The sequence below is a fragment of the Paenibacillus sp. J31P13 genome (genome assembly GCF_056269295.1).
This window is the reverse complement of record NZ_JBWDNR010000004.1, coordinates 348,763-373,146: the sequence shown is the minus strand read 5'-3', so window position 1 is coordinate 373,146 and position 24,384 is coordinate 348,763. Positions and strand designations below refer to the sequence as shown.

The following is a 24,384-nucleotide window of genomic DNA, read 5'->3' as shown; positions in this document are numbered from 1 at the left end:
GACCGTATTACACCCGATTTCCTCGATAATCAGTAGGGGAAACACCGGTATATTTCTTAAACTGCTTATAAAAATAACCGGGATCTAAATAGCCAATTTGCTTCGAAATATCATTTGTTCTCAAAGTGGTTGTTTTCAGCAGCCTTTGCGCTTTTTTGATACGGTACTTATTCAAGTAATCGGAGAAGTTCTCGCCTGTTTCCTTCTGAAATAGTTGACCTAAGTAAAACGGATGGATATTCAGCGTCTGGCTCAACGTCTTTAATGATAACTCCTCCGCGTACCTCGTCTGAATATGGTGAAGGACCTGCTTCACAACGGGATTGAATTCATCATCATAGGTGGTTAGATAATCAACGGCAGTGCCGGCAATAAATTTGACGTGCGCTGCTAGTTGGGTGATTGTCTGAGCCTTGAATAGGGTCGTAAACAGTTCTTTGTAGCCATTGGTAGCCAGCTCATGATTGAGTTTGTTATCCCTTACTACTTGTTTGGTATGCAGGATAATATCAATGACACAATTATGCATTTGGGTTGGCGAAATTGATTCTAAAGATTGCAGCTTCATGAGCAGCTCATCAATATAATTAAAAAGAGCAGGTTTGTTTTTGCTAAGCAGCAGCTGCTCGTATTCCATCGTATCGACAGTGGGGATGCCATTCATACTGGTATCCGCCGCTGCCATTTGATCGTAGCGAATAATGCCATCCTCTGCATTCGTTAGAAAATACTCCTGCATTCTTTTGGAATGGTCATAGCTTTCGGATACACCCAAATAACTGGATTCTTGGCTGCCTAGTGTGATGAGAACTTGAATACCGAGTGTATTTTTTATTTCAGTTCTCATGCGAGTAAGCAGAGATAGAGCCGTCGTCTGCCCGTATAGATGATCAAGTCCAGTAAAGATGACAACAACATCACCATCATGGTCACAGAAGCAGATACAGTTCTCCATCCTCTCTGCCTGCTTTCTGCAAAGCGGATATACTTCCCCATTCTCTTGCTCCCACAGCTTAAAATCACTGCTGCGCTTGCCATTAATGTCCGTCACCATCTTTATTGCACCTACGGTGTAGAACGGATTATTTAACGGGATATCTAATAGCTGAAGCCTGCTTCTTAACTCCTCATGATCCATTCTTCCAGAAACCCAGCGGTTCAGGACATTGTCTCGTAAAATATCGAGTTGATTCTGGTTGAGGTAGGCATGCCGGTCAGCATGACTCATTTTCTCAACGGTGGTTGTAGCGGTTTCTTTTAATTCCTTCATATTGATAGGCTTCAATAAGTAATTTTCTATGCCTAAGCGCATGCCCTCGCGTACATAATCGAAATCATTATAGCCGCTCAACACAATAAACTTCATATCAGGGTGCAGGGGCTTAAGTCTTCTAATTAATTCAAGACCGTTGATATCAGGCATCATAATGTCTGTTATGAGTATATCTGCTCCGGAATCCTCCAATGCTTTGAAGGCTTCAAGACCAGAGGAGGCTTTGCCCGCTAACGTAATGCCGAGCTCCTCCCAGTCAATAACATGTGATAGACCTTCTAGAATAAATGGTTCATCGTCCACAATAAATAATTTACGCATGCGATTTACCTCCTTTATTCGCAGGAACTCTGATCGTAATGCTAGCCCCTTCGCTTGGTTCACTCTCAATACTCAACCCATATTTTCTGCCAAAGGTTAATTTGATTCGTTCATTAACATTAATAAGACCAATGGATGGAGAAGGCTGCAAAGGAGGCTCCGTTAAACGAAGCTTCAACTTCTCCAGCTTTTCTGGATGGATACCGCTTCCATTGTCGCGAATGGTAATGAGCAGGTCATCGCCTTCTAAATCAGCATGAATCCAAATGTAATTATCGGTGCGGGACATGACTAAGCCATGCACAATATAGTTTTCTATAATCGGTTGAATCGAGAGCTTTAGGGTTGGAATATTGAGAAGGTGAGGCTCGATATCAACCTCGTAAGTGAAGTTTTTCATATATCGAATTTTAAATAATTCAAGATAAAGGGTGCAGTATTCCATTTCTTCAGACAGCATGACGAGAGTATGGCTTTTGACCGAATACCTGAACATCGTCGCTAGAAGGTAGATCATTTCACCGACATCATCCGCTTTTTTTGAGAGCGCTCTCATTCTAATGGCCTCAAGTGTGTTATACAAAAAATGAGGATTGATTTGCGCCTGCAAAGCGACCAGCTCGGCATGCTTTTGTCTGATTTCGGACTTGTATACCTGATCAATATAGAGCGTCAGATCCGCACACATTTGATTGAAGCGTTTGGATATTTGGGACAATTCATCTTCCTTTTCCATAGGTATTCGAATGGACAAATCACCATCTTGCAGTCTTTTCATTGCCTTTACAATGACTCTCGTCCGTCTTGAGAAGTGAATGATGGTGAAATAGGTTAAGGACATGGCCCCAATGATACAAATACTAGTCATTAAGAGCAAAATATTTCGTAGTCCGGTCAGATCATCTTTTATTTCCGATTTGGGAATGACACCAGCGATCCAAAATCCGAACCGATTTGTCGTTTGTAAATTAACATAAGACTCTTCTTCAAACTGCGCAATAGAGGATACGGAGCTGAGCTGTGCAGTATAGGGATAATTTTTACCATAATGACGCCCGGAGGAATCGAAAATGACCTTGCCTTCAGGCGTTAGTACGACTACATAACCCTTCATTTTAATCGCGTTATTCTCGAATGATTGGTATATGCCATCAGAGTTGTAATCGATAATGAGGCTTCCGACATTTTCGAGTGAGTTTAAGCTCGTGATGTTGCTTATCGTCGTAATGCTTCTGTCTGTGAGGATATATTGACTTAGAGCAGCCTGAAAGTCGGTATCGACCTGATAGTAGTGTTGATCCGTTTTCGTCAGCACGTAAAGAAAGTTCTTCTTCGCGCTATAAAGTGAGATTGAGCGGATATCTGGATTGTTTTTTTGCTGCATTCTCATAAAGGATGTGATATCCCGCGTCCGGACGCTGGTATTGCTGTACTGAACGAGGCGGTCATCCAAATATTGCGAGAAGTTGTTATGCAAGAAGGAATTAACTTCTACATGCATGGCATTTGATTCGTAAATTTGTTGGACAATTTCCTGTGAAATGGCGTATTTCACATCCAGATCATTATTAATGCTCGTTAAAATCTGCTTGTTTAAATTAGATTCCTTCTCTACCTGCGCATTCAAAAGATACGTATAAACAAAGCCGGATAAGGTCGCCAACGATAGAATCGTGATAATGGAATAGATCATCAATATTTTATTAAACAACTTCCTTCTGAAATGCTCTCTGTAGAAATTGACTAGTTTTTTCATGTCGATAATTCTCCTATGTTATATGATCTCTGAAATAGGACAGCTTCATAAAAAAACCAATTTTGTTCAAGTTAAGACTACCATAAAGGCACAAATTAAGAGCCTGTATAAAGTACGATTCTTTGTTTTATCCATTAAATATTTGATTATTCCGCTTTTGTAAGCGCTTAAAATCCATTAGATTTAATGTACATCCAATATATAAGTGCTAAGGGGGACAACATGGTGGGTCTGGTACGCTGGCTTAAACTTGTAGGGCGCAATAAGGCTTTATTGTTGATGGTTCTTCCAGGGACTATATGGTTTTTTCTCTTTAGTTATTTACCGATGCCGGGAGCGATTATCGCCTTCAAAGATTACAGGTTCAGCGGTGAAGGTTTTTTGGCCAGTATTCTACAGAGCGATTGGGTTGGTTTTAAAAACTTTGAGTTTCTATTTAAGACGGAGGATGCGTATATCATTGTCCGCAACACACTCCTATATAACTCGGTCTTCATTATTCTGGGTACGACTCTATCTGTATTTGTGGCAATTGTCATTCATGAGATATCGAATAAGAAGCTGGCTAAATTGTACCAGACAGGCATGTTTCTACCGCATTTCCTTTCCTGGGTTATCGTTAGCTACTTTGTGTTCAGCTTTCTAAGCGTCGATAAAGGGGTTATGAATCAGGTGCTGACTTCCTTTGGCGCGGATCCGGTGTACTGGTATTCCGAAATAAAGAATTGGCCTTATATTCTAACCTTCGTTCATTTGTGGAAGGGCGTTGGATATGGCAGCGTCATCTATTTAGCGGCAGTTGTCGGGATAGATAAATCTTATTTTGAAGCGGCGATGATTGACGGAGCAAACAAATGGCAGCAAATTTGGAAAATAACGCTTCCGATGATAAAACCTATTATCATTATCATGTTCATCCTTGCAATCGGCGGCATATTCAGAGCAGATTTCGGGCTATTCTATCAGGTTCCGCGAGATACAGGATCACTCTATCCTGTAACGAACGTTATTGATACCTTTGTATACCGGGGACTTAAGGTGACCGGGAATATTGGGATGAGTACAGCGGCTGGCTTGTATCAAGCCGTAGTTGGATTTGTGCTTGTTCTTGTAACCAATTATATCGTAAGAAAAATAAATAAAGAACAAGCCTTGTTCTAGGGGAAAAGGGGGGAACTCGATGGAAAACGGTACAGTTATGGAGCAGCAAAGAGGAAGACCAACGAAGCGGAATAAGTTGCGCAACATTCATCAATTACCGCCCCTTTGGAATGCTTTAGCCAATCTGGCTATGGGATTATTCTCCCTTTCTTGTGTCTATCCTTTTCTGTTTGTAATCGTCCTATCCTTTACGGATGAGAAGACGCTTGCTGTGAACGGTTACAGCATCTTTCCGGATAAATGGTCTGTTGATGCATACACCTACCTTTTTAAAACGGGAGATCAGCTTTTCCGCTCCTATGGCGTTACCATATTTATTACCGTAGTTGGAGCGTTGCTTACGGTAGCTCTCGTATCGCTTTATGCGTATGCGATCTCACGAAGCTATTTTCATTTTCGAGGATTCTTTTCCTTCATCGCTTTCTTCACTATGCTTTTCGGCGGCGGACTAGTACCTTCCTACATCGTTGTGTCACAAGTGCTGCATCTAAAGGACACATTAGGAGCCTTGATTCTTCCTATGGCGATGAGTGCTTTCTCAATTTTGATCATGCGCACATTTTTTAAAACGATGGTGCCAGATGCGATTATCGAATCCGGTAAAATGGATGGAGCCAGTGAATTTCGCGTTTTCTTCTACCTTGTGCTTCCGATATCACTTCCGGGTCTTGCCACAATCGGTTTATTCAGTGTTCTAGGCTATTGGAATGATTGGTTTAATGCGCTGCTCTATATCGATAGTGCAAAGCTGCTTCCGCTGCAATCTTTATTGATGAAGGTGGAGACGAATATTCAATTCATTTTGCAAAATTCCAATGTTGCTGGTGGGTTGGATCGATCAGCGGTTTCAAAATCACTGCCAGCTGAAACGACAAGGATGGCAATGGTTGTCCTTGCGACCATACCGATCGTGCTGGCTTATCCTTTCTTTCAGCGTTATTTCGTGCAAGGGCTTACGATTGGAGCCGTCAAGGAGTAGGATATCATGCTGTATGAGCTGTAAAGTTTCTATGATTAGGGTGTGGTATCCAAATGGCGGATGCAACACTTTAACATATAGGTACCAGAAAAAGGAGGAATACAGAAATGATAAAAAGAAAAAGCTTACTTATCGTTCTATCCTTTATGCTGTCCATGGTTCTCGTTCTTGCCGGTTGTTCGACTAACAAGAACAATACTGGGACTAACAAAGCTGCTGAAACCGGGGAGGGGAACGCCAAGGTAGAGAAAGAGAAAGAAAAAGAGAAGCCAGCTACATTAGTATGGTATACCATCGCGGGACCCCAAAAGGATTTAGACAAAGTAGTAGCAGAAGCAAATAAATATCTTATCGAAAAAATCAATACAAAAATTGATCTAAAGCTGATTGACTGGGGCGATTATAACCAAAAAATGCAGGTGATTGCCGCATCAGGGGAGCCGTTCGACATAGCCTTTACTTCTTCTTGGGCCTTCAACTATGTGGAAGGAGCAAGAAAAGGATATTTCTTAGAACTGGATGATTTAATTGAGCAATATGGTCAAGGAATCAAAGAGGTATTGAATCCAGCCTTCCTCGAAGGCTCCAAAATTAATGGTCATAACTATGGAATTCCAACGAATAAAGAGCTGCCAGCGCAAGCCGTTTGGCGTTTTAACAAAGTGCTTGTCGATAAATATAATTTAAATGTTTCGGAAGCAACGACGCTTGAGAGTTTAGAGCCGATGCTGAAAAAAATAAAAGAAAACGAACCGGATGTATATCCGATTCAAACGAATATCGGTCCATTCCTTCCCTATGATTTTGCGCTGGAAGGCATTCCGGTCGGGGTATCTTTGAATGCGACAGATTTCAAAATGGTGAATGTATGGGATACACCTGAAGCAAAACAAACGTTCGAAACGATGCACAAATACTATGAAGCCGGCTATTTGCCTCCAGACGTTTCTACGAAACAAGGAAATGATCATGAAGCGACTGGGAAATGGTTGGTAGATAAGCAGCATACGGTTCCTTTCGCAGATAATCTTTGGTCAGATAATATGCAATATCCGATTATTTCTACGCCAATTCACGAGCCAATGGTTTTCAACTGGTCTGTAACGGGCTCTCTGCAAGCGATCTCAGCAAAGACAAAATATCCAAAGCAAGCGATGGAATTTTTGAATCTTCTTAATACGGATACTTATCTTCGCAACTTGATAAACAATGGAGTCGAGGGGGTACACTATAAGAGGCTGACTGCGGATACGTATGAGCCGATTCCTGATTCAGGCTATGGAATGGCTGCGTTTACGCTTGGGAACATGTTCCTTCTTGACAAGCTGCAGTCTGATCCTGCGGATAAATGGGAGCAGTACAAAATATTTAATGATAAATCGACGAATGCACCGCTGCTTGGGTTCCAGTTCGATCCATCTAAGGTGATGACGGAGATCGCAAATGTAAAAAATGCGGTTGATGAGTTTGGTCCTGCGCTTAATACAGGCTCTGTTGATCCGGCTAAAATTTTGCCAAAAGCGATTGAGAAGCTGAATGCGCAGGGTCTTGATAAAATTATTGCAGAAGCCCAGACACAGCTGGATGAATGGCTTGCAAGCAATAAGAAATAAGAAATAAGAAACAAAGCACCGCCAGACAAACAAAAAAACAAAGCTTGGCTCATAATGAGACCAAGCTTTGTTTTTTGTTTATATGTTATTCCTGATGATTAGAAGCCTCGTTAGAGGATTGATTTTGATTTTGCTCAAATACCTCAGCCGCTTCTTCAGCAGAAAACTCGGTATCAAATTTACCTGCGAGAGGTAATTTATTTAGTTTAGTCGTTTGTACTTCTGCTTTTGTTGGTTCGTTTTGTTCTTGGGACACTTTGGCACCTCCTTCTCTTAAAATGACAACGATCATAGCCTTCCACGCGCAGCTGGTTTTCATGTATGGATTTACAGATTTAAAGGAAAAACACGCCAATCCAGCTTAAGGATTGGCGTGTTTTAATGCTTTTTAGGCGTTAGGTTTATTTGTTGGCACCCTTATTCGGAAACTGAACGAGGACACAGGCATCTACCGCATCCCATTTAACCTCCGCGCCAAAGGCTTCTGCAATAAATCGTACCGGTATGAAGGTTCGGCCTCCATGAGAGGTGGCTGCTGCGGGCATTTGTATCGTCTTTCCGTTTAATACGGCTGACTTGTCATATACTTTCATTTGGAGCACTTGATCTCCATAAGTAACTTTAATCTGATCGTTAGCGTATGCTACCTTTGCTCCAATGGATTCCATGAGAGCGCGGATCGGAACGAAGGTGACTCCATTTATTTGGATGGGACCGGGATTTGATGCGATGTAGGTTCCGTCCACCTTCAAGGACAATTGTCGACTTACAGGCTTAGCACTAATTTTGGTTGCTAATTTATCAGGTTTACCGTTATATGGCATATTGTGGCGATTGCCCCAAGTCCATACGATTCCATTTTTATCTAATGCCGTGCCGCTGTTTAAAGCGACAGCATGGACCTCAACGATATTTTTCAAGGCGGGAATTCGCTGCGGGGCTCCTTCTGTTCCGGCTGCTGCTCCCCACACCGACCCGTCTTTATTTAAGTACAAGGAATAGTATCCTTCATAACTTACACTGAACTGCTCAAAGGTTTCCTTAGGCAGCCCAGATACCAATCCTTTATCTGAAAGCAGAAGAACATCCCAGTGTGTCACAGCATCGCTGTCATAACCGACGAAATCGATTACAGGTGTGGTCGAATTAAAGGGAACCATTCCTAATTCAAAGACATAGGTATGGCCATAACGATTTAGCGTCTTTCCGTCTTTCTTTAGTACGATAAGGCTTTGATGCGAAGCCTTAATGGCTTTTACATTTTCTACAGCTAGCTTAGGTATGTTCGCTTGAACAATATCCTCTTCTGCTGCTTCACTCTCTAAGAAGCATAACTGCCCCTCTTTTCGTTCCTGAAAGTCAGGTCTCATAAGTGAAATCAAACAAGCGTTGCCCCATGCATACACTTGTCCCTTATCATTTAGAGCCATATTTGCAGGTCCAACGGCAATATCTCGTATATTTGATAATTCAACCAGTTGTTTCGGCTCCTCGCGGGAGTCCGTACTCCAGCTCCATACCTCACCGGATGAGGTCAGAGCAAGATTGCCTGCTACCCTTACCGCTCCTGCAATTCGCGGTCCTCTAATGGCGGGCTCGTCACCGTTCCCGATCCAAATCGTTCCGTCCTTTTGCAGTGCAGTGAAATAATCCTTATAGCTTCTATCGTCGATGTCAATAATACCCGTGAGTGGGAGTGACAAGATCGTTTGAGTTTTCGCGCCATACACCAAGGCAGGATTTCCTAATGCAAGTAAAGACACTAAGATGACCAGTAAAGAAATGGTCTTTTTCATTCTGAAGCACCTCATTTAACAGATATTGGATTACTTTATGTATAGACGTTACCCCTGTTAAAAGGTTGCTGAATCAGAACTTTCTTAGATTTAGAAAGAATAATAGGATTGTGAGTAATCCATAAGAATAGAGCTGGCAAAGAGCATTTCATTTCTTTCTTGATGATTCGTGTAGTCCTGCAGTCTTTGGTTTAAATCTAATAATGTACAGAGCGCAAGCTCTCTCCTTGTATGTCCCCACGCTTCATCACTTTCTTCTACATAATGTATAGCCTCTTCCAAAGTAAGACCTTTTAGATGTAAAAACACGGATGCCCAGCTAATCATGTCAAAATGGCATGGCAAGCTTGGTAACGAGTACTCTCCCCATCCATGTACGCCATCACTTGAAATTTTAAGCAGACCGCAATAGCAATGATCGCTATCCGAAGGGAGAGCGATTTGATGATCGTCATATCGAATGATCTCCATAGATCCAATCCGATGGGTCAATCTATCGTTGTTGGATTTGGTTACAGCGGGATAGCTCATAGCGATCACACACTCCTTGTTTATGGTTAATAATAATGAGGCCATAAAAGCAGCTTAGCTGTCGCAAGCAATCATACGTCCTTGCCTTATAGAAGTAAAACGTAGTTTAAGTGATGATTCGATCATATTTAGCCAAATTCGGTCATTGTAAACGGATACAACCCTGCAAAGCTTAAGCAATCCATGATTATAATTCCGAATGCTTTCATTTGCTTTTTGTTTTAGAAATAGTGAGAAAACGAGAGTATGATGGAGTAAATAGAAGAATGATATGGGTTTGGAGATGCAGAGTGTCAAACGGCGTGTAATTTGAGGCGGCGTCCTTCTTTACAAAATATTTCGATCGGCATATGATACGACTCAGATCATTCATTGCTTACAATGATTGTTAATTCATATCGCTTAATTTCCGCAAGGAAAGCGGGGGAACCAAACGATGATAAGTTTTCGATGTGAGAGTCGAATACAAGTCATTTGGGGTGAATCGTGAAGGAGAAATCCATGGTTATTTTCCTTCATGTAGGGCGACTCTCACCGTCCGAATCCGGCAGCTAACCTCGTAAGCGTCGCAGATGAGAGGATGATGAAGCTTGTGATCAATTGACCACAGGGGACACGGCCTCTGTGTTTTATGTCCTAAAATCATGTTATGGCGAATAGCCGCTGAATCACATGAGAGGATCTAGAAATAGAATCCTTTCAGTGAACGGGGGAACCAAACGAATTGATGACCAATGTGTTTTCAGTTCAGGGGTGAATCTTTACGGAAGTTGTAGATTTCCGTCAAGTAGGGCGACTCTTACGCCCGAATCCGTCAGCTAACCTCGTAAGCGTCTCAAGAGAGGCAACAATTCCGTGATTAGCTGTGGGTTTATTTACCCGCGTCTAAGAAGCTGAAGGAGAGCTTTCTCTTCCTACAGCTTCTTTTTTGTTGCCTGAAACGATATGGAGGAGTGCGGTCATGGTATCCCATGATGAATTTATTTTAGTATCAGCGCCAAATAAAGCTGGAGAGCAATTTATCAAAACACTTAAGATGAAGGGCTTGCCATTTGCAGCCCTTACAAATAATGAAACGGAAAAATCGCGGCTAAAGGACCTTGGGGTAGAACATGTTGTACCGCTGGATACTGCCGATCGCAGCAATTGGCATCTTCCTAAAATGCCGGTTGGAAAAGTCTTTATATTTGAAGTCAGTTTGCCGCTTTGCTGCAGATACATTCAAATATGTCGGTCTTGGACGGGAAAGCCCATTTACGTCATTACAGGCAGCATGAATTCCAGGCTCATCTATAAAGGATTAGGAGCCAGTTATGTCATTCATTCCAATAGCAGCGATGTTTCCTATCTGCTTCATGACAAGGAATAAAATCCGCTGAGGAGAAGGTCGAGGAGGAATAAATATGATGGATCTGTTTATGATTTGGGCATTGGCAGGAGCCTTTCTATTATTTTACGGTTTTCTGACTTGGTGCGGACGTGTCGTAGGTGACACAGGAGGAGAAAGCCAATGATTATCGTAATCGGGTTTACATGTCTTATCTTTTTGTATCTGGTCTACGCGCTCATTAATCCAGAGAAATTTTAATGAAGAGTTACCCAAATAGATAAAAATGATTTCGATGTCGGTTTTCCATTGGAAACCCTAGGGAGGAAATAAAATGGCAATTTTTCAAATGGCAGCGGTCATTCTGATCTTATGTTTGATCGTTAAGCCCTTGGGAACCTATATTTATCATATTTTTTCGAATGAGGCCAATTGGACGGACAAAATTTTTGGACCTATAGAGAAAGCATTTTACTTTTTGACCGGCTTAAAGAACCGTCCAGAAATGAACTGGAAAAAGTATACGCTTAGCTTAATATTGACCAACATCGTTCTGGTTGCCGTTAGTTATCTCATTTTAAGAAGCCAGAAGGTATTGCCGATCAACCCAAATGGAATCGACAATATGGAGTCCACGCTTTCTTTTAATACGGTGATCAGCTTTATGACGAATACGAATTTACAGCATTATAGCGGTGAAACAGGTTTGTCTTATTTTGCGCAGATGGCCGTTATTATGATGATGATGTTCACATCAGCTGCGACCGGCATTGTTGTCGCTATCGCATTCATACGAGGTTTGACTAGCAAAGGCAAGACGCTTGGCAACTTTTTCAGTGATTTCGTTAAAGCACACACTCGTTTGCTCATTCCTTTAGCTATCATCGTTACCTTATTATTGGTTGGTTTAAAAGTACCGCAAACGCTGGATTCAACGATTCAGGCTACGACGCTTGAAGGAGAGACGCAGCAAATTGCGATTGGTCCCGTTGCTTCACTTGTATCGATAAAACATTTGGGAACGAACGGTGGGGGATTTTTCGGCGTTAACTCCGCGCATCCTTTTGAAAATCCGTCTCCGCTGACGAATGTCATTGAAATATTATCGATGTGGTGTATTCCAGCCGCTCTGACCTATACGTTCGGTAGATTCGCCAAAAACCGTAAACAAGGCTGGGTTATTTTCAGCACGATGATGATCTTGTTTATCGCCTTTCTATCCATTATATACACCTCGGAAATGAGAGGTAATCCAGCCATGAATGCGCTTGGCATGGATGCTTCGCAGGGCAGTATGGAAGGGAAGGAAGTTCGGTTTGGGATAGCGCAATCCAGCTTGTTTACAACCGTAACGACTTCAGCCACTACAGGATCGGTTAACAACATGCATGATACATTGACGCCGCTTGGCGGACTTGTACCGTTAGCATTGATGATGCTGAACGTCGTATTCGGCGGTGATGGGGTCGGGCTCGTCAATATGCTCATGTACGCGATACTCGGCGTATTCCTATGCGGCTTGATGGTCGGTCGTACGCCTGAATTTTTGGGGAAAAAGATTGAGGCGCGCGAAATGAAGCTCATTGCCATCGCCATCTTGGCGCATCCGCTTATTATCTTAGTGCCAACAGCCATCGCATTCCTCACAGACCTCGGAAGTGGAGCCATTACGAATAGCGGATTCCATGGTATCTCGCAGGTGCTGTATGAATACACATCTTCGGCTGCAAACAATGGTTCCGGATTTGAAGGCTTGGCCGATAATACGTCATTCTGGAATGTTACGACAGGCTTAGTCATGCTGTTCGGCCGATATATTTCCATCATTGCTCTGCTTGGTGTTGCGGGCTCGTTAGTGTCAAAGCAGTGGGTGCCAGAAACGATAGGTACATTCCGTACAGACAATAAATTATTTGTGGGCATTTTGCTTGGGACCGTATTGATTATTGGGGCACTGACCTTCTTACCGGCAGTTGTGCTTGGTCCAATCGCAGAACACTTGACACTCCTTAAATAGAAGAGGTGAGGAAATGAATACAAACCGAAAAAGCATGATATCTTCGGATCTTATTAAAAAAGCGATTAAAGATAGCTTCATTAAACTAAATCCGGCAACGATGATGAAAAACCCGGTCATGTTCGTCGTAGAGGTAGGAACAGTCGTTGTATTGTTGATGACGCTGATGCCAGGATATTTTGGCACAGAAGGGCGTACTGGTTTTAATATTACCGTATTTCTTATCCTTCTCTTCACTGTATTATTTGCAAACTTTGCTGAAGCATTGGCTGAAGGCAGAGGGAAAGCCCAAGCTGACACACTGAAAAATTCGAAAAGAGAAGTGACAGCGAATAAGCGGGTTGGAAATGCAATAAAAGTGGTATCTTCCGCGGAGCTGCGCAAGGGCGATATCGTCGTTGTCTCACAAGGAGAGATGATCCCCGGTGATGGTGAAGTCATAGAAGGATTGGCTTCCGTTGACGAATCAGCTATTACTGGCGAATCGGCGCCTGTTATTAAAGAGGCCGGCGGAGATTTCAGTTCGGTTACCGGCGGCACACGAGTGACAAGCGATACCATTACGATACGGATTACGACTGATCCTGGCGAGTCCTTTATTGATCGGATGATTTCCTTGGTTGAAGGAGCGAAGCGTCAGAAGACGCCAAACGAAATTGCACTCAATACCCTTTTAATTACTTTAACGCTTATCTTTCTAATCGTTGTGGTAACTCTGGCTCCAATCGCTCAGTATGTGGATATTAAGCTGGAAATTCCGGTGTTGATTTCGCTATTAGTCTGTCTCATTCCCACTACGATCGGCGGTTTGCTTTCTGCGATCGGTATTGCGGGCATGGATCGCGTTACTCAGTTCAATGTGCTAGCGATGTCGGGGAAAGCGGTCGAAGCAGCGGGCGATGTAAATACAATGATTCTTGATAAGACCGGGACCATTACATTTGGTAATCGGATGGCTAGCGATTTTATAGTGGTAGGCAATCAATCTAGGAAAGGACTAGGGGAGTGGGCAGCTATCTCATCTGTTAAGGATGAGACCCCCGAAGGCCGATCCGTGCTTGAATTGATGAAGAAGGATGGATTGGCCTATAACGATCAGCTCGCTGTTGGTGCGGAGTTTATTCCATTCAAAGCAGAGACTCGGATGAGCGGCATGGATTTAAGAGATGGAAGAAAGGTTCGTAAAGGCTCGGTAGACGCGATTAAGAAATGGGTTAGCGCGCAAGGCGGCAGCATTCCATCTGATTTGGATACCAATGGAAACGCGATTGCATCAGAAGGCGGTACACCGCTGGCTGTTGCCGTTGATAATCAAATTTACGGTTTGATTTATTTGAAGGATACCGTGAAGCCTGGCATGAAGGAACGTTTTGATCAGCTTCGCAGCATGGGTATCAAAACGATTATGTGTACAGGTGACAATCCGTTAACAGCGGCGACTATCGCTCGTGAAGCGGGAGTCGATGATTTTATCGCTGAAAGCACGCCGGAAGATAAGATTCTCGTTATTAAGCGGGAACAAGCGCAAGGCAAGCTCGTTGCGATGACGGGTGACGGAACGAATGATGCGCCTGCACTAGCGCAAGCCGATGTAGGGATTGCGATGAACACCGGCACAAATGCAGCGAAGGAAGCGGCGAATATGATTGATCTCGATTCTGACCCTTCGAAGATCATTGAAGTTGTAGCGATAGGTAAGCAATTGCTCATGACGCGCGGCGCTCTAACGACATTCAGTATTGCAAATGATATAGCGAAATATTTCGCCATTATCCCTGCCATGTTCATGTTGGCCATTCCAGAGATGAATGTATTGAATGTGATGGGTCTAGGCTCGCCATTGTCGGCTATTTTGTCTGCACTTATTTTTAACGCGATTATTATTCCGTTTTTGATTCCGCTAGCGATGAAGGGCGTGGCTTACAAGCCGTTGGGCTCTGCTCAATTGTTAAGCCGAAATCTTCTGATCTACGGATTAGGCGGTGTCATTGTACCTTTCGTCGGAATCAAATTAATTGATATGATCGTCCACCTGTGGATATAGAAGCAATAGAATCTGCATCGTGAAATGGTAAGAACAGATTTGGAGAGGGATGGGACAGTATGAATAAAACGGAGCAACTTCCGGCGCAATCGGGCATATCTTATCTGTTTAGCATCGTGCGTATAAGTGTAGTGTTAATTGTCTTATGCGGTATTATCTATCCATTAGTAACGACAGGTATCGCAAAAGTGGTGATGCCTGGTAATGCCGGGGGCAGCTTGATTAAAAACAGCAGCGGTGACGTTATTGGCTCCGAATTGATTGGACAAAAATTTTCTGATCCGTCCTTCTTTCAAGGTCGAATATCAAGCATCGATTACAAAGCAGAGGCTTCAGGCTCCAACAACTTCGGTCCTTCTAATCCTGCATTAATCGAACGGACGCAAGCATCAATAACAGAATGGAAAACTAGCAATCCTGATGTTCCAGTCAACCAAGTGCCTATCGCGCTAATAACAAACTCAGGTTCAGGGTTAGATCCGCATATTACGCCGGAATCAGCTAGCGTTCAAGTGCCGCGTATTAGCAAATTGACAGGCATTGCGGCTAGTGATTTGGAGAAATTAGTGAGCAAGCATACGGAAAGCCGTGATTTAGGCATTTTTGGGGAACCAAGAGTTAATGTACTGAAATTGAATATCGAGCTTAGTGAATTAATGAAAAAATAAAGCCTTTATCGAAATGCCCTGCCTATCCCAGATAGGCGGGGTTTATCGCATTTTAATTGTAATAGGATGAAGGGACGGGAGTAATGGATGGAGAGCTTTAGAAGAAAGACACCTGAAGAAATTCTGCTTTCTATATCCAAGCTTCATCGCGGTCGGCTTAAGATCTATATTGGCGCGCTTAGCGGCTCTGGCAAAACCTATCATATGCTTCGGGAAGGACAAAGTCTGAAAAAACAAGGCATTGATGTCGTTATCTGCGCGGTTTCAACTGGGCGACGACCGGAAACGATCGAGCAGATCGGTGATCTAGAGAGAGTGACCAGCATTCACTGGACAAAGGACGGAACAGAGCGGAAAGACTTGAATATTGATGCATTGCTTGAACGCAACCCGGAAGTTGTATTGGTTGACGGTCTTGCGCATCATAATCGGAAGGATGCCCGTTATCCGACCCGTCTAGAGGATATCAAGTTCTTGCTCAGCAAAGGTATTAGCGTCATTGCAACCGTGAATGTATATGAGCTGGAGGGAGCAACCGAGCTGGCGAAAAAATGGACCGGCGTCGCTGTGGATGAGACCGTTCCGACAGATACACTGGAGCTGGCGGATGAGGTTAGACTCATTGATGTGTCTCCAGAAACCATTTTGAAGCGCTTGGAAGAGGGTAAAGTAAATGGAGACTCTACACCTGCCTTATTTAAACGAAGCAATATAGGGAAATTGAGAGAGCTGGCTTTGCGGCTTGTAGCAGAGGACGTTAACGGTTCGCTTGAGAAATACCGTGAGGAGCAGGGACTGATTGGACCAACAGGTACAGCTGAGCATATTCTCGTTGCGGCGCAATACCATTGGAACGGTTCTATTTATATTCGGCGAGGTCAACAAATCGCCAAGCGCTTGGGCGGGGATTTGCTCGTTCTTAGCTTTGTTCACCCGAAAAAAACGCTATCGAGAGAGTCTGCTGCTTTCAGGCGTTCGATTATGAAGCTTACAGAAAAAATAGGAGCGAGGTTTGAAGAGCTTCCCTTGACCCGAAACGCACTGCTTCCTCGCACTTTGGTTCACTATGCAACCGTGCATAAGGTGACGAGAATCGTTCTTGGACACTCCAAACAAAGTCGATTACAGGAGCTGCTGCGGGGATCTATTGTAAATGGCATACTCAAAAACGCCAAAAATACGGATATTTATTTCGTTGCGGACAGGGCGGAAAGGGAAGGCGAGCGGATATTGCCTACCAAGATGAGTGCGGTGCATGTAGCAGCTGGTCCTTATCGGAGACTTAATAATCAGGAAGTGGAGAAGAAAATAGGAGAAATCCGCAGAGGGCGCTTTAAGGTGTTTATTGGCGCTGCGCCTGGTGTCGGGAAAACCTATACGATGCTCCGCGAAGGAAATGACTTGCTGAAGAAAAAAATCGATGTTGTCATCGGGCTTCTGGAAACGCATGGACGAGGGGATACGCTGGCGCAGGTCGATTTGCTGCAAACGACTCCGCGGGCGAAGATCGAATATCGAGGAACACACCTAGAGGAATTGGATGTAGACGCCATTATCGGGCGGAACCCTGAAGTGGTGCTCGTGGATGAACTGGCGCATACCAATGTGCCAGGCAGCAGCAACAAGAAAAGGTATGAGGACATTGTCGAGATTTTGAATGCAGGTATATCGGTCATTTCAACGATGAATGTGCAGCATTTGGAGAGCTTAAACGATGCAGTGGAACAAATTACAGGAGTTCGTGTGCGGGAGACTGTTCCTGACAGCGTTCTGCGCATGGCAGATGAAGTAGAGCTTATTGATGTTGCGCCAAAATCGCTGCAGCAGCGGATGGTTGAGGGGAAGATCTACGCACTGGATAAAGTAGATCAAGCGTTGGGGCATTTTTTTAAAATGGGTAATTTAATCGCTTTGCGTGAACTAGCTCTAAGGGAAATAGCTGATGATGTGGATGAAAGACTAGAGGCTTGGGAGAGAAATGATTCGCTTCGCGGGCCTTGGAGAAGGCATGAAACGATCTTCGTTGGTGTAACAACCAGCTCTAATGCGGAGCGGTTAATTAGAAGGGGGTTCCGAATCGCCTATCGACTCAAAGCGAATTGGATCGTAACGTACGTACATGATTGCCCTACTGTTTCTGAAGAGATGACAAAGCGGATAAAGGTATTGCAAGAATTGACAGAGCGGCTAGGCGGAAAGTTTGAAATGCTCATTGCCACGGATCGAAAGCAAATTCCGTACATCCTGCTGAATAAGGCCAATGAGAATAAAAGCACGCAAATGATTATCGGACAATCGAGCCGGACGTGGTGGAAGAAAATACGGCATGGATCAATCATTCGGATGATTTTGCGGCATGGACGACATATGGATGTTCTGGTCGTTGCTGATTTTGATCCACTAACAGGAGGGGCAGAGACATAATGATATAGAAATGGTGTTACATTGCGATTTGTGATAATATTTACATCTATATAGAATGAGGAAGTGAATGATTGTGATAAACATAACCATCCCTACACCGGATGTTACGATTACGAAACAAGTTGATCCACAGCTGAGTAATATTTACGGATTTACCGATTTTCATCTGATTTCAAGAGATAAGGGCGGTATTTTTATGTTTTACAACGAGCAAGGCGAATTGTTGTTCGCAGGTAAAGCTCGGAAGCTAAGACCAAGGATCAAAAAACATTTTGAGGATAACGTATCGGATATCAAGATGCACCGGGAAGAAGTTACGAAAATCGAGGTTTGTATCGTTGATGATCCTGTCGCACGTGATATTTACGAAACGTATATCATTAATAGAGGCAGAGCCAAATACAATGTCGATAAAGTATTTTATTACTAATAAAAATAAGCACGCTACATGAAAAGGGTTATGCAGGGTTAGAAAACTGCATAGCCCTTTTTCTTTTGCAATCGGATTTTGAACCATGCTAGAGCGATAAGCACATGCAACGCTTCAATACAGAGAGTGGCATCCATGTTAAAATAGAAGAAACAGATTTGGGTAATGTAGGAAAGGGACAGGTCCATTCATGGCTAATGACATAGAAGCAGGCAAAACATTGCTAAGTATTCGCAGCCACATCAGCGGCTTGACGAAGGCGGAGCAGAAGGTAGCTCAATATATTGTAACGAATGCTCAGGAAGTTATTTATCAGTCTGTCACAGAAATTGCAGAGCGAGCAGATGTCGGTGAAACAACCGTTCTTAGGCTGTGTCGGAAGCTGAAGTTTCATGGGTTTCAGGATTTCAAGCTTTCATTGGCGCAGGATTTGGTCAAGCCTGTAGAGCATTTGCATATGGAAATAACAGATGGCGATGATCCTCTAACGATAAGTCAGAAGCTGATTTCAGGACACTTCAAGGTATTGGAGCAAACGCGGGAGCTTCTTCAAACAGAGCAATTAAATCAAGCAGTGGAGCTGTTGGCAGCGGCATCTAACATTCATTTCTTTGGAGTAGGCTCATCCGGTATTTCAGCCATGCAAGCAGCTCATAGCTTCATGCGTATGGGGAAAAACAGTTACTCCAATCCAGATACGCACTTTCAAGCGATGAAGGCTGCTTTAATGGACAAGGACGATGTAGCGGTAGGGCTATCTATTACAGGGGGCACAAAAGATACTCTTGATAATGTAGCCTTGGCTAGAAAAGCGGGTGCGAAGGTTATTGCGATAACGAGCAATATAAGGTCGCCTATCGTCAGAGAAGCTGATATTGTTCTATTGACAGTAGCAAGAGAAAATCCATTTCAAGGAAGCTCAATGTCATCCCGATTATCGCAAATAACGGTTATTGACATTTTAAGTCTTGCTGTGTCTCTTTACATGAAGGAAGATGCTTTCAAATACCGGGAAATGACAGCTAAAGCAATTGCTAATAAAATGTTCTAATGGATTGAAAATATCTATGTCAAGGTTACTTACAAGAAAATCAGTCCTAGTTCGTATACCGATCCTACTAATTTGAATAAAATTCCCATTTAAATGATTATGTTAGCTTGTATTAAGGATCTTGAAGAATGACAGTCTGATTAAATGACAGTTTAGTTGCCAAAACAATTATAATTATAATTACTATTGATGGCAGCTATGCTGTTAACCTATCATTGTTTAATTTTCTCTCTAAACCCAGTGAATTTTTTGAAAAAATAAGAATCAATGGATTGGATAAAATAGGCTGTAATTTCAAGACGAACGCTGCTGACACTACTTGTCAGCAGCGTTTTTCACTAAATATGCCAAAATAAAATGTAGTGTCAAAGAGGGACTTTGAATATTGCGAAAGAAAGGGGCATAATAGAGTTCTAAAAAATTTCTTTGGAGGTCTTACTATGGGACGAGTTAGCGGGAAAGTAGCATTAATTACAGGTGGAGCATCAGGTATTGGCTTGTCCACAGCCATTTTGATGGCAAAAGAAGGCGCTAAGGTGGTAATCGCAGATTACAATGTTGAAGCAGCCAAAGAAGCAGCAGAATCAATCAAAACCTCAGGTGGAGAAGCTGTAGGTGTATTTTTGGATGCATCGGTTGAGGAATCCATCAAAGCAGCGGTTGAATTTACGGTTGAGCAATATGGTACGATCAATGTTCTATTCAACAATGTTGGTATGACTAACCTGAAAAAAGACCTTGACGTTGTAAACATGGATCTAGATGAGTGGGACCGCTTGATGAATTTGAATCTGAAGAGTGTTCTATTGGGCGCGCGTTTTGCCATTCCTCATATGACCAAAGCAGGCGGCGGTTCCATTATTAATACGGCATCCATGGCAGGTTTCGCAAGTGATTCCGTTCGTTCTGCATACGGTGCTTCCAAAGCAGGCGTTGTGCATTTGACTCGTTATATCGCTACACAATACGGCAAAGATAATATTCGTTGTAACGGAGTTGCTCCTGGTCTTATCCTTACTCCTGCTGCGAAAAACAATCTGCCGGAACCTGTTCTAGATATTTTCGCTAAATACAATGCGCTTCCGTATCACGGTGAAGCAGACGATATTGGTTATACCGTTCTTTTCCTAGCATCCGATGAATCCAAATTCATCACAGGACAAACGATTCAAGTCGAAGGCGGACACTATCTTGCCAACCCGACTGTCCCTGACTTTAATCAATTGATGGCACAAGCACAATCAAAATAGTTCTCAAAAACTGTTTTGTGTCTAAATGTTTAATGGTAAATTGTTGAGTTGTAAATAATCTTTTTATTTGATACAGTTATTAAACAATGAATAAGCATTTGAGGGGGATTTTATAATGGCAATGTTAGACCAAAGAGTAGCAATTGTTACTGGTGCAGGAAGCGGTATGGGTCGTGAAGAAGCAATTTTGCTTGCAAAAGAGGGCGCACAAGTTGTTCTGACTGACATTAACGAAGCGGCTGTACAAGCAGTTGCACAGGAAATTGTGTCTGCAGGCGGCGAAGCAACAGCTATTTCGCATAACGTAGCTTCTGAAGAAGATTGGATCAAAGTAGTTGATGAAACGGTTAATAAATACGGTAAAATTGACATTCTTGTCAATAATGCCGGTATTTCGTTGGCAGTTGGTTTGCTGGAAACAACAGTTGACCAATGGAACAGAGTCATGAACATTAACGTAGCAAGTGTATTCCTTGGTATGAAGCATGTTATTCCTCATATGCAAAAGAGCCAAAGCGGTTCGATTATCAATATCTCTTCTATTGCCGGCCTTAAAGGCAGCAGCGGCGCAGGTGCATACACAGCCTCTAAAGGCGCAGTACGTATGCTTTCCAAAGCAGCTGCAGTAGATTTCGGTAAAGATAATATCCGTGTAAACTCTGTTCACCCAGGCTTTATTGAAACACCAATGAGTCAAGATATGGTTAACAACGAGCGTATGCTAAAATGGTTCTTGTCACAAACAGCGCTTCCGCGTGTTGGTAAAGCAGCAGAAGTTGCGGCAGCCGTTCTTTTCCTAGCTTCCGATGCATCTTCTTACATTACAGGCGTAGAATTGCCTGTTGATGGCGGCGTAGTAGCTAAATAATTTAACGATTCAGCATCATAAATCGAAGAGGTCTACCCCTTGCAGGAGCAGGGGGTAGACCTCTTTTTATTTAAATGGTTGTTTGAATGTGATTCATGTTGGGTAATAGTGTAGGAATGCATGAATTGGGTAGAATATAACGAGCTAGGCTCTGTAGCGAACTCAATGGAAAAAAATGAGGTGTTGGATTGATACAGTTTAAAAATGTAACGAAAAAATATAAGAACGGAAACTTGGTATTGAAAGGCATTGATCTAGATATCAAGCCTGGTGAATTGGTCACGCTTATCGGGCCAAGCGGCTGTGGTAAAACGACGACAATGAAGATGATCAATCGTTTAGTTGAACCTACATCAGGACAAATTTTTGTTGATGGCAAAGACATTTCCAAAATTGATCCCGTAGAGCTCAGAAGGAATATCGGATATGTCATACAGCAAATCGGCTTATTTCCACATATGAATATTAAAAATAATATTGCTATTGTGCCTAAGCTGAAGAAAATGGATAAATCGCTTTATGAGAATAGGATTAATGAATTAATGGAGATGGTGGGATTAGATCCAGAGATATACGGGGAGCGTTACCCTGCGGAATTAAGTGGAGGACAGCAGCAGAGAATCGGTGTTATTCGTGCAATGGCAGCGGAGCCGTCCATTATATTGATGGACGAGCCATTCAGCGCGCTTGATCCCATCAGCCGTGATCAGCTTCAGGATGAATTGGTTCGTCTGCAGGTTGAGGTGAAGAAGACGATCGTATTTGTCTCTCATGATATGGATGAAGCGTTAAAAATAGCGGATCGCATCGTGATTATGCAAGGCGGTGAGATTGTACAGTTTGATACACCGGACCGCATCCTAAGACGGCCTAAAAATGATTTTGTTCGTAATTTTATTGGTGAGAGCCGATTGAATGAATCGGAAAACCTAATGGTTGAGGATGTTATGGTTGCTAATCCGGTAACGGTATTCTTGACGAGAGGCTTGGCGCATGGTGCGAAGCTGATGAAGCAATATCGCGTAAATACTTTGCTTGTTACCGATAAGGACCGCGTATTGAAAGGGATTGTTACCAAAGAAATGCTTGAGGATCAATATAAATTTGAGGATCTAACGCTTCAAGATATCATGAAATCGGATATTCCTGTCGTGCATATAGGAACGAGTGTAACCGAAGCGGTTGATTTCATGAAGCAGCATCATTTGAACGGTGTGCCGGTTGTTAATGGGGACGGAAAACTGGCGGGACTTGTTACCAATTCAAGCTTAATTGACGCATTACTTAAACAGATGTGATTCGGGGGTAAGATATGAATTTTTGGGATGTTATTAAAAATAGACAAGAAGACATCATTCAAGCAACGATCGAGCATATTCAAATTTCGTTTATCGCTTTAATCATAGCGATAGTCATTTCAATCCCGGTAGGGCTGATCCTTACGCGCTACCCTAGATTGGCTGCTCCTATTATTGGAGTTGCATCCTTGTTTCAGACAATCCCAAGCTTAGCGCTTTTAGGATTTATGATTCCTCTCGTAGGGATTGGGATGGTGCCAGCGATTGTAGCGCTGACCGTCTATGCTTTGCTTCCCATTATGAGGAATACGTATACGGGAATAATGAATGTAGAGAAGTCGATTAAGGAAGCCGGCGTTGGCATGGGGATGACGAGCTGGCAGGTTATGACCAAAATTGAGCTGCCGCTTGCGTTGAACGTCATTATGGCCGGTATTCGCACAGCAACCGTTATGATCATTGGTGTGGCGACCTTGGCTTCACTTGTTGGAGCAGGCGGTCTCGGTGATTTAATTTTTAGAGGTATTTCAACCGTTAATACAGAGTTGATCTTGGCTGGTACGATACCTGCCGCGCTGCTTGCCCTATTATTCGATTACATTTTGGAGAGGCTGGAGAAGGCCGTAACGCCAAGAGGGATTAAGCAAAAGGGTAAAGGTCGTTCCAAGCTATTCAAAAGAGTGGAGCTTGGCATAATCGCTCTGTTGATTATTGGGCTTATCGTCGGCATTACGATGAGAACAGGCTCAGGTGGTGCCGGTTCTATTGTCGTTGGGGGCAAAAATTATACTGAGCAGGATATTTTGGTCAACATGCTGGCTTCGCTAATCGAAGAGAAAACAGATTTAAAAGTGGTGCGCAAGCCATTTTTGGGCGGCTCGCAGGTAACCCACAATGCGCTGCTTAGCGGAGATATTGATATTTATCCAGAGTATACCGGAACAGGCTGGACTTCAGTGCTTAAGCAAGAACCGATCTCTGGCGATCCGTCGGAAACCTATAACAAGGTGAAGGCAGCGTATGATGAGAAATTTCAAGTTACGTGGCTGGATCCGCTTGGGTTTAATAATACGTATACCCTTGCAATGAGAAGAGATGCAGCAGAAAAATTGGGCATCAAGACCTTCTCAGACTTGGCTCAGAAGTCCAAGTCACTGGTACTGGGTGCGACACATGAGTTTTTGGAGCGACAAGATGGATATTTAGGTCTCAAAGAAGCCTATGGCATGAACTTTAAGGAAGCGAAGGGGCTGGATGCCGGTCTAACCTATAGTGCTGTCAAAGAAGGAACAACGGATGCTAATGATGCCTTTTCGACGGATGGACGCATTCAAGCATTTGATCTGCAAGTTATAGAGGATGATAAGCATTTCTTCCCTCCTTATTATGCGGCTCCCATCATTCGAAACGATACGCTAAACGAGCATCCAGAGCTTAAGGAAGTTCTTAACCTATTAGCCGGAAAAATCGATGATAAAATGATGTCTACGTTGAATGCGCAAGTCGATTTGGAAGGCAAACAAGCACGTGAAGTAGCTGAGGGATGGCTGAAGGAGCAAGGCTTGATGAAGTAATTA

At 43.1% G+C, this 24,384-nt stretch carries 20 protein-coding genes and 2 riboswitches; of the genes, 15 read left to right on the top strand and 5 right to left on the bottom strand.

Going from position 1 to position 24,384, the window contains the following annotated elements:
• Positions 1-7 precede the first annotated feature (7 nt).
• Complete coding sequence (locus tag AC0YOD_RS15970) at positions 8-1,594, bottom strand: response regulator transcription factor (RefSeq protein ID WP_475800316.1); 1,587 nt, start codon at positions 1,592-1,594, stop codon at positions 8-10.
• The gene (locus AC0YOD_RS15965; RefSeq protein ID WP_475800315.1) at positions 1,587-3,350 is read right to left on the bottom strand and encodes a sensor histidine kinase; all 1,764 of its coding nucleotides are present in this window, start codon (positions 3,348-3,350) and stop codon (positions 1,587-1,589) included. Before AC0YOD_RS15965 ends, AC0YOD_RS15970 begins: the two co-directional genes overlap by 8 nt.
• 222 nt (positions 3,351-3,572) lie before the next feature.
• Between AC0YOD_RS15965 and AC0YOD_RS15960 the strand changes: the two genes are divergently transcribed.
• The 3 genes from AC0YOD_RS15960 (at position 3,573) to AC0YOD_RS15950 (ending at position 7,103) form a co-directional block, all read left to right on the top strand.
• Positions 3,573-4,511: an ABC transporter permease gene (locus AC0YOD_RS15960; protein ID WP_475800314.1), complete on the top strand. Its 939-nt coding sequence runs from the start codon at positions 3,573-3,575 to the stop codon at positions 4,509-4,511.
• 19 nt (positions 4,512-4,530) lie between these two features.
• Complete coding sequence (locus AC0YOD_RS15955) at positions 4,531-5,490, top strand: carbohydrate ABC transporter permease (RefSeq protein ID WP_475800313.1); 960 nt, start codon at positions 4,531-4,533, stop codon at positions 5,488-5,490.
• 107 nt (positions 5,491-5,597) lie between these two features.
• The gene (locus AC0YOD_RS15950) at positions 5,598-7,103 is read left to right on the top strand and encodes an ABC transporter substrate-binding protein (protein ID WP_475800312.1); all 1,506 of its coding nucleotides are present in this window, start codon (positions 5,598-5,600) and stop codon (positions 7,101-7,103) included.
• A gap of 85 nt (positions 7,104-7,188) precedes the next feature.
• On the opposite strand, the gene AC0YOD_RS15945 is transcribed toward AC0YOD_RS15950, so the two are convergent.
• The 3 genes from AC0YOD_RS15945 to AC0YOD_RS15935 form a co-directional block, all read right to left on the bottom strand.
• Positions 7,189-7,359, bottom strand: a complete 171-nt coding sequence (locus AC0YOD_RS15945) for a hypothetical protein (protein WP_475800311.1) — start codon at positions 7,357-7,359, stop codon at positions 7,189-7,191.
• 145 nt (positions 7,360-7,504) lie between these two features.
• On the bottom strand, positions 7,505-8,899 hold the full coding sequence (locus tag AC0YOD_RS15940; protein WP_475800310.1) for a stalk domain-containing protein: 1,395 nt from the start codon (positions 8,897-8,899) through the stop codon (positions 7,505-7,507).
• Between the two features lie 90 nt (positions 8,900-8,989).
• Positions 8,990-9,430, bottom strand: a complete 441-nt coding sequence (locus AC0YOD_RS15935; RefSeq protein ID WP_475800309.1) for a hypothetical protein — start codon at positions 9,428-9,430, stop codon at positions 8,990-8,992.
• Positions 9,431-9,819: 389 nt separating this feature from the next.
• A riboswitch (cyclic di-AMP (ydaO/yuaA leader) is annotated at positions 9,820-10,011 on the top strand.
• A gap of 99 nt (positions 10,012-10,110) precedes the next feature.
• A riboswitch (cyclic di-AMP (ydaO/yuaA leader) is annotated at positions 10,111-10,279 on the top strand.
• A gap of 112 nt (positions 10,280-10,391) precedes the next feature.
• Here AC0YOD_RS15935 and AC0YOD_RS15930 point away from each other — a divergent pair.
• From AC0YOD_RS15930 to AC0YOD_RS15875, 12 genes are all read left to right on the top strand, one after another.
• The gene (locus AC0YOD_RS15930) at positions 10,392-10,799 is read left to right on the top strand and encodes a hypothetical protein (RefSeq protein WP_475800308.1); all 408 of its coding nucleotides are present in this window, start codon (positions 10,392-10,394) and stop codon (positions 10,797-10,799) included.
• Positions 10,800-10,940: 141 nt separating this feature from the next.
• Positions 10,941-11,018, top strand: coding sequence for a K(+)-transporting ATPase subunit F (gene kdpF / locus AC0YOD_RS15925; RefSeq protein WP_475800546.1), 78 nt, complete (start codon positions 10,941-10,943; stop codon positions 11,016-11,018).
• Between the two features lie 73 nt (positions 11,019-11,091).
• Complete coding sequence (gene kdpA, locus AC0YOD_RS15920) at positions 11,092-12,774, top strand: potassium-transporting ATPase subunit KdpA (RefSeq protein ID WP_475800307.1); 1,683 nt, start codon at positions 11,092-11,094, stop codon at positions 12,772-12,774.
• A gap of 13 nt (positions 12,775-12,787) precedes the next feature.
• On the top strand, positions 12,788-14,818 hold the full coding sequence (kdpB, locus tag AC0YOD_RS15915) for a potassium-transporting ATPase subunit KdpB (protein WP_475800306.1): 2,031 nt from the start codon (positions 12,788-12,790) through the stop codon (positions 14,816-14,818).
• A 59-nt stretch (positions 14,819-14,877) separates the two neighbouring features.
• The gene (gene kdpC / locus AC0YOD_RS15910; protein WP_475800305.1) at positions 14,878-15,486 is read left to right on the top strand and encodes a potassium-transporting ATPase subunit KdpC; all 609 of its coding nucleotides are present in this window, start codon (positions 14,878-14,880) and stop codon (positions 15,484-15,486) included.
• Positions 15,487-15,573: 87 nt separating this feature from the next.
• Entirely contained in the window at positions 15,574-17,910 is a 2,337-nt protein-coding gene (locus AC0YOD_RS15905) for a histidine kinase (RefSeq protein WP_475800304.1), read from the top strand.
• Positions 17,911-17,983: 73 nt separating this feature from the next.
• The gene (locus AC0YOD_RS15900; protein ID WP_475800545.1) at positions 17,984-18,340 is read left to right on the top strand and encodes a nucleotide excision repair endonuclease; all 357 of its coding nucleotides are present in this window, start codon (positions 17,984-17,986) and stop codon (positions 18,338-18,340) included.
• 190 nt (positions 18,341-18,530) lie between these two features.
• Positions 18,531-19,391 (top strand): MurR/RpiR family transcriptional regulator, encoded by an 861-nt coding sequence (locus AC0YOD_RS15895; protein WP_475800303.1) that lies wholly within the window; start codon positions 18,531-18,533, stop codon positions 19,389-19,391.
• A 440-nt stretch (positions 19,392-19,831) separates the two neighbouring features.
• Positions 19,832-20,641: an SDR family NAD(P)-dependent oxidoreductase gene (locus tag AC0YOD_RS15890; protein ID WP_475800302.1), complete on the top strand. Its 810-nt coding sequence runs from the start codon at positions 19,832-19,834 to the stop codon at positions 20,639-20,641.
• Between the two features lie 115 nt (positions 20,642-20,756).
• Entirely contained in the window at positions 20,757-21,509 is a 753-nt protein-coding gene (locus AC0YOD_RS15885; RefSeq protein WP_475800301.1) for an SDR family NAD(P)-dependent oxidoreductase, read from the top strand.
• A 188-nt stretch (positions 21,510-21,697) separates the two neighbouring features.
• The gene (locus AC0YOD_RS15880; protein ID WP_475800300.1) at positions 21,698-22,807 is read left to right on the top strand and encodes an ABC transporter ATP-binding protein; all 1,110 of its coding nucleotides are present in this window, start codon (positions 21,698-21,700) and stop codon (positions 22,805-22,807) included.
• A 14-nt stretch (positions 22,808-22,821) separates the two neighbouring features.
• Positions 22,822-24,381, top strand: coding sequence for a glycine betaine ABC transporter substrate-binding protein (locus tag AC0YOD_RS15875; RefSeq protein WP_475800299.1), 1,560 nt, complete (start codon positions 22,822-22,824; stop codon positions 24,379-24,381).
• Positions 24,382-24,384: the final 3 nt, after the last annotated feature.

What these genes read in the sequence shown, in the direction of transcription:
- AC0YOD_RS15960 (WP_475800314.1), top strand. Translation starts at nt 3,573, where the DNA reads ATGGTGGGTCTGGTACGCTGGCTTAAACTTGTAGGGCGCAATAAGGCT.
- AC0YOD_RS15940 (WP_475800310.1), bottom strand. Translation starts at nt 8,899, where the DNA reads ATGAAAAAGACCATTTCTTTACTGGTCATCTTAGTGTCTTTACTTGCA.
- AC0YOD_RS15965 (WP_475800315.1), bottom strand. Translation starts at nt 3,350, where the DNA reads ATGAAAAAACTAGTCAATTTCTACAGAGAGCATTTCAGAAGGAAGTTG.
- kdpB (WP_475800306.1), top strand. Translation starts at nt 12,788, where the DNA reads ATGAATACAAACCGAAAAAGCATGATATCTTCGGATCTTATTAAAAAA.
- kdpF (WP_475800546.1), top strand. Translation starts at nt 10,941, where the DNA reads ATGATTATCGTAATCGGGTTTACATGTCTTATCTTTTTGTATCTGGTC.
- AC0YOD_RS15935 (WP_475800309.1), bottom strand. Translation starts at nt 9,430, where the DNA reads ATGAGCTATCCCGCTGTAACCAAATCCAACAACGATAGATTGACCCAT.
- kdpC (WP_475800305.1), top strand. Translation starts at nt 14,878, where the DNA reads ATGAATAAAACGGAGCAACTTCCGGCGCAATCGGGCATATCTTATCTG.
- AC0YOD_RS15895 (WP_475800303.1), top strand. Translation starts at nt 18,531, where the DNA reads ATGGCTAATGACATAGAAGCAGGCAAAACATTGCTAAGTATTCGCAGC.
- AC0YOD_RS15955 (WP_475800313.1), top strand. Translation starts at nt 4,531, where the DNA reads ATGGAAAACGGTACAGTTATGGAGCAGCAAAGAGGAAGACCAACGAAG.
- AC0YOD_RS15930 (WP_475800308.1), top strand. Translation starts at nt 10,392, where the DNA reads ATGGTATCCCATGATGAATTTATTTTAGTATCAGCGCCAAATAAAGCT.
- AC0YOD_RS15950 (WP_475800312.1), top strand. Translation starts at nt 5,598, where the DNA reads ATGATAAAAAGAAAAAGCTTACTTATCGTTCTATCCTTTATGCTGTCC.
- AC0YOD_RS15905 (WP_475800304.1), top strand. Translation starts at nt 15,574, where the DNA reads ATGGAGAGCTTTAGAAGAAAGACACCTGAAGAAATTCTGCTTTCTATA.
- kdpA (WP_475800307.1), top strand. Translation starts at nt 11,092, where the DNA reads ATGGCAATTTTTCAAATGGCAGCGGTCATTCTGATCTTATGTTTGATC.
- AC0YOD_RS15890 (WP_475800302.1), top strand. Translation starts at nt 19,832, where the DNA reads ATGGGACGAGTTAGCGGGAAAGTAGCATTAATTACAGGTGGAGCATCA.
- AC0YOD_RS15885 (WP_475800301.1), top strand. Translation starts at nt 20,757, where the DNA reads ATGGCAATGTTAGACCAAAGAGTAGCAATTGTTACTGGTGCAGGAAGC.
- AC0YOD_RS15875 (WP_475800299.1), top strand. Translation starts at nt 22,822, where the DNA reads ATGAATTTTTGGGATGTTATTAAAAATAGACAAGAAGACATCATTCAA.
- AC0YOD_RS15970 (WP_475800316.1), bottom strand. Translation starts at nt 1,594, where the DNA reads ATGCGTAAATTATTTATTGTGGACGATGAACCATTTATTCTAGAAGGT.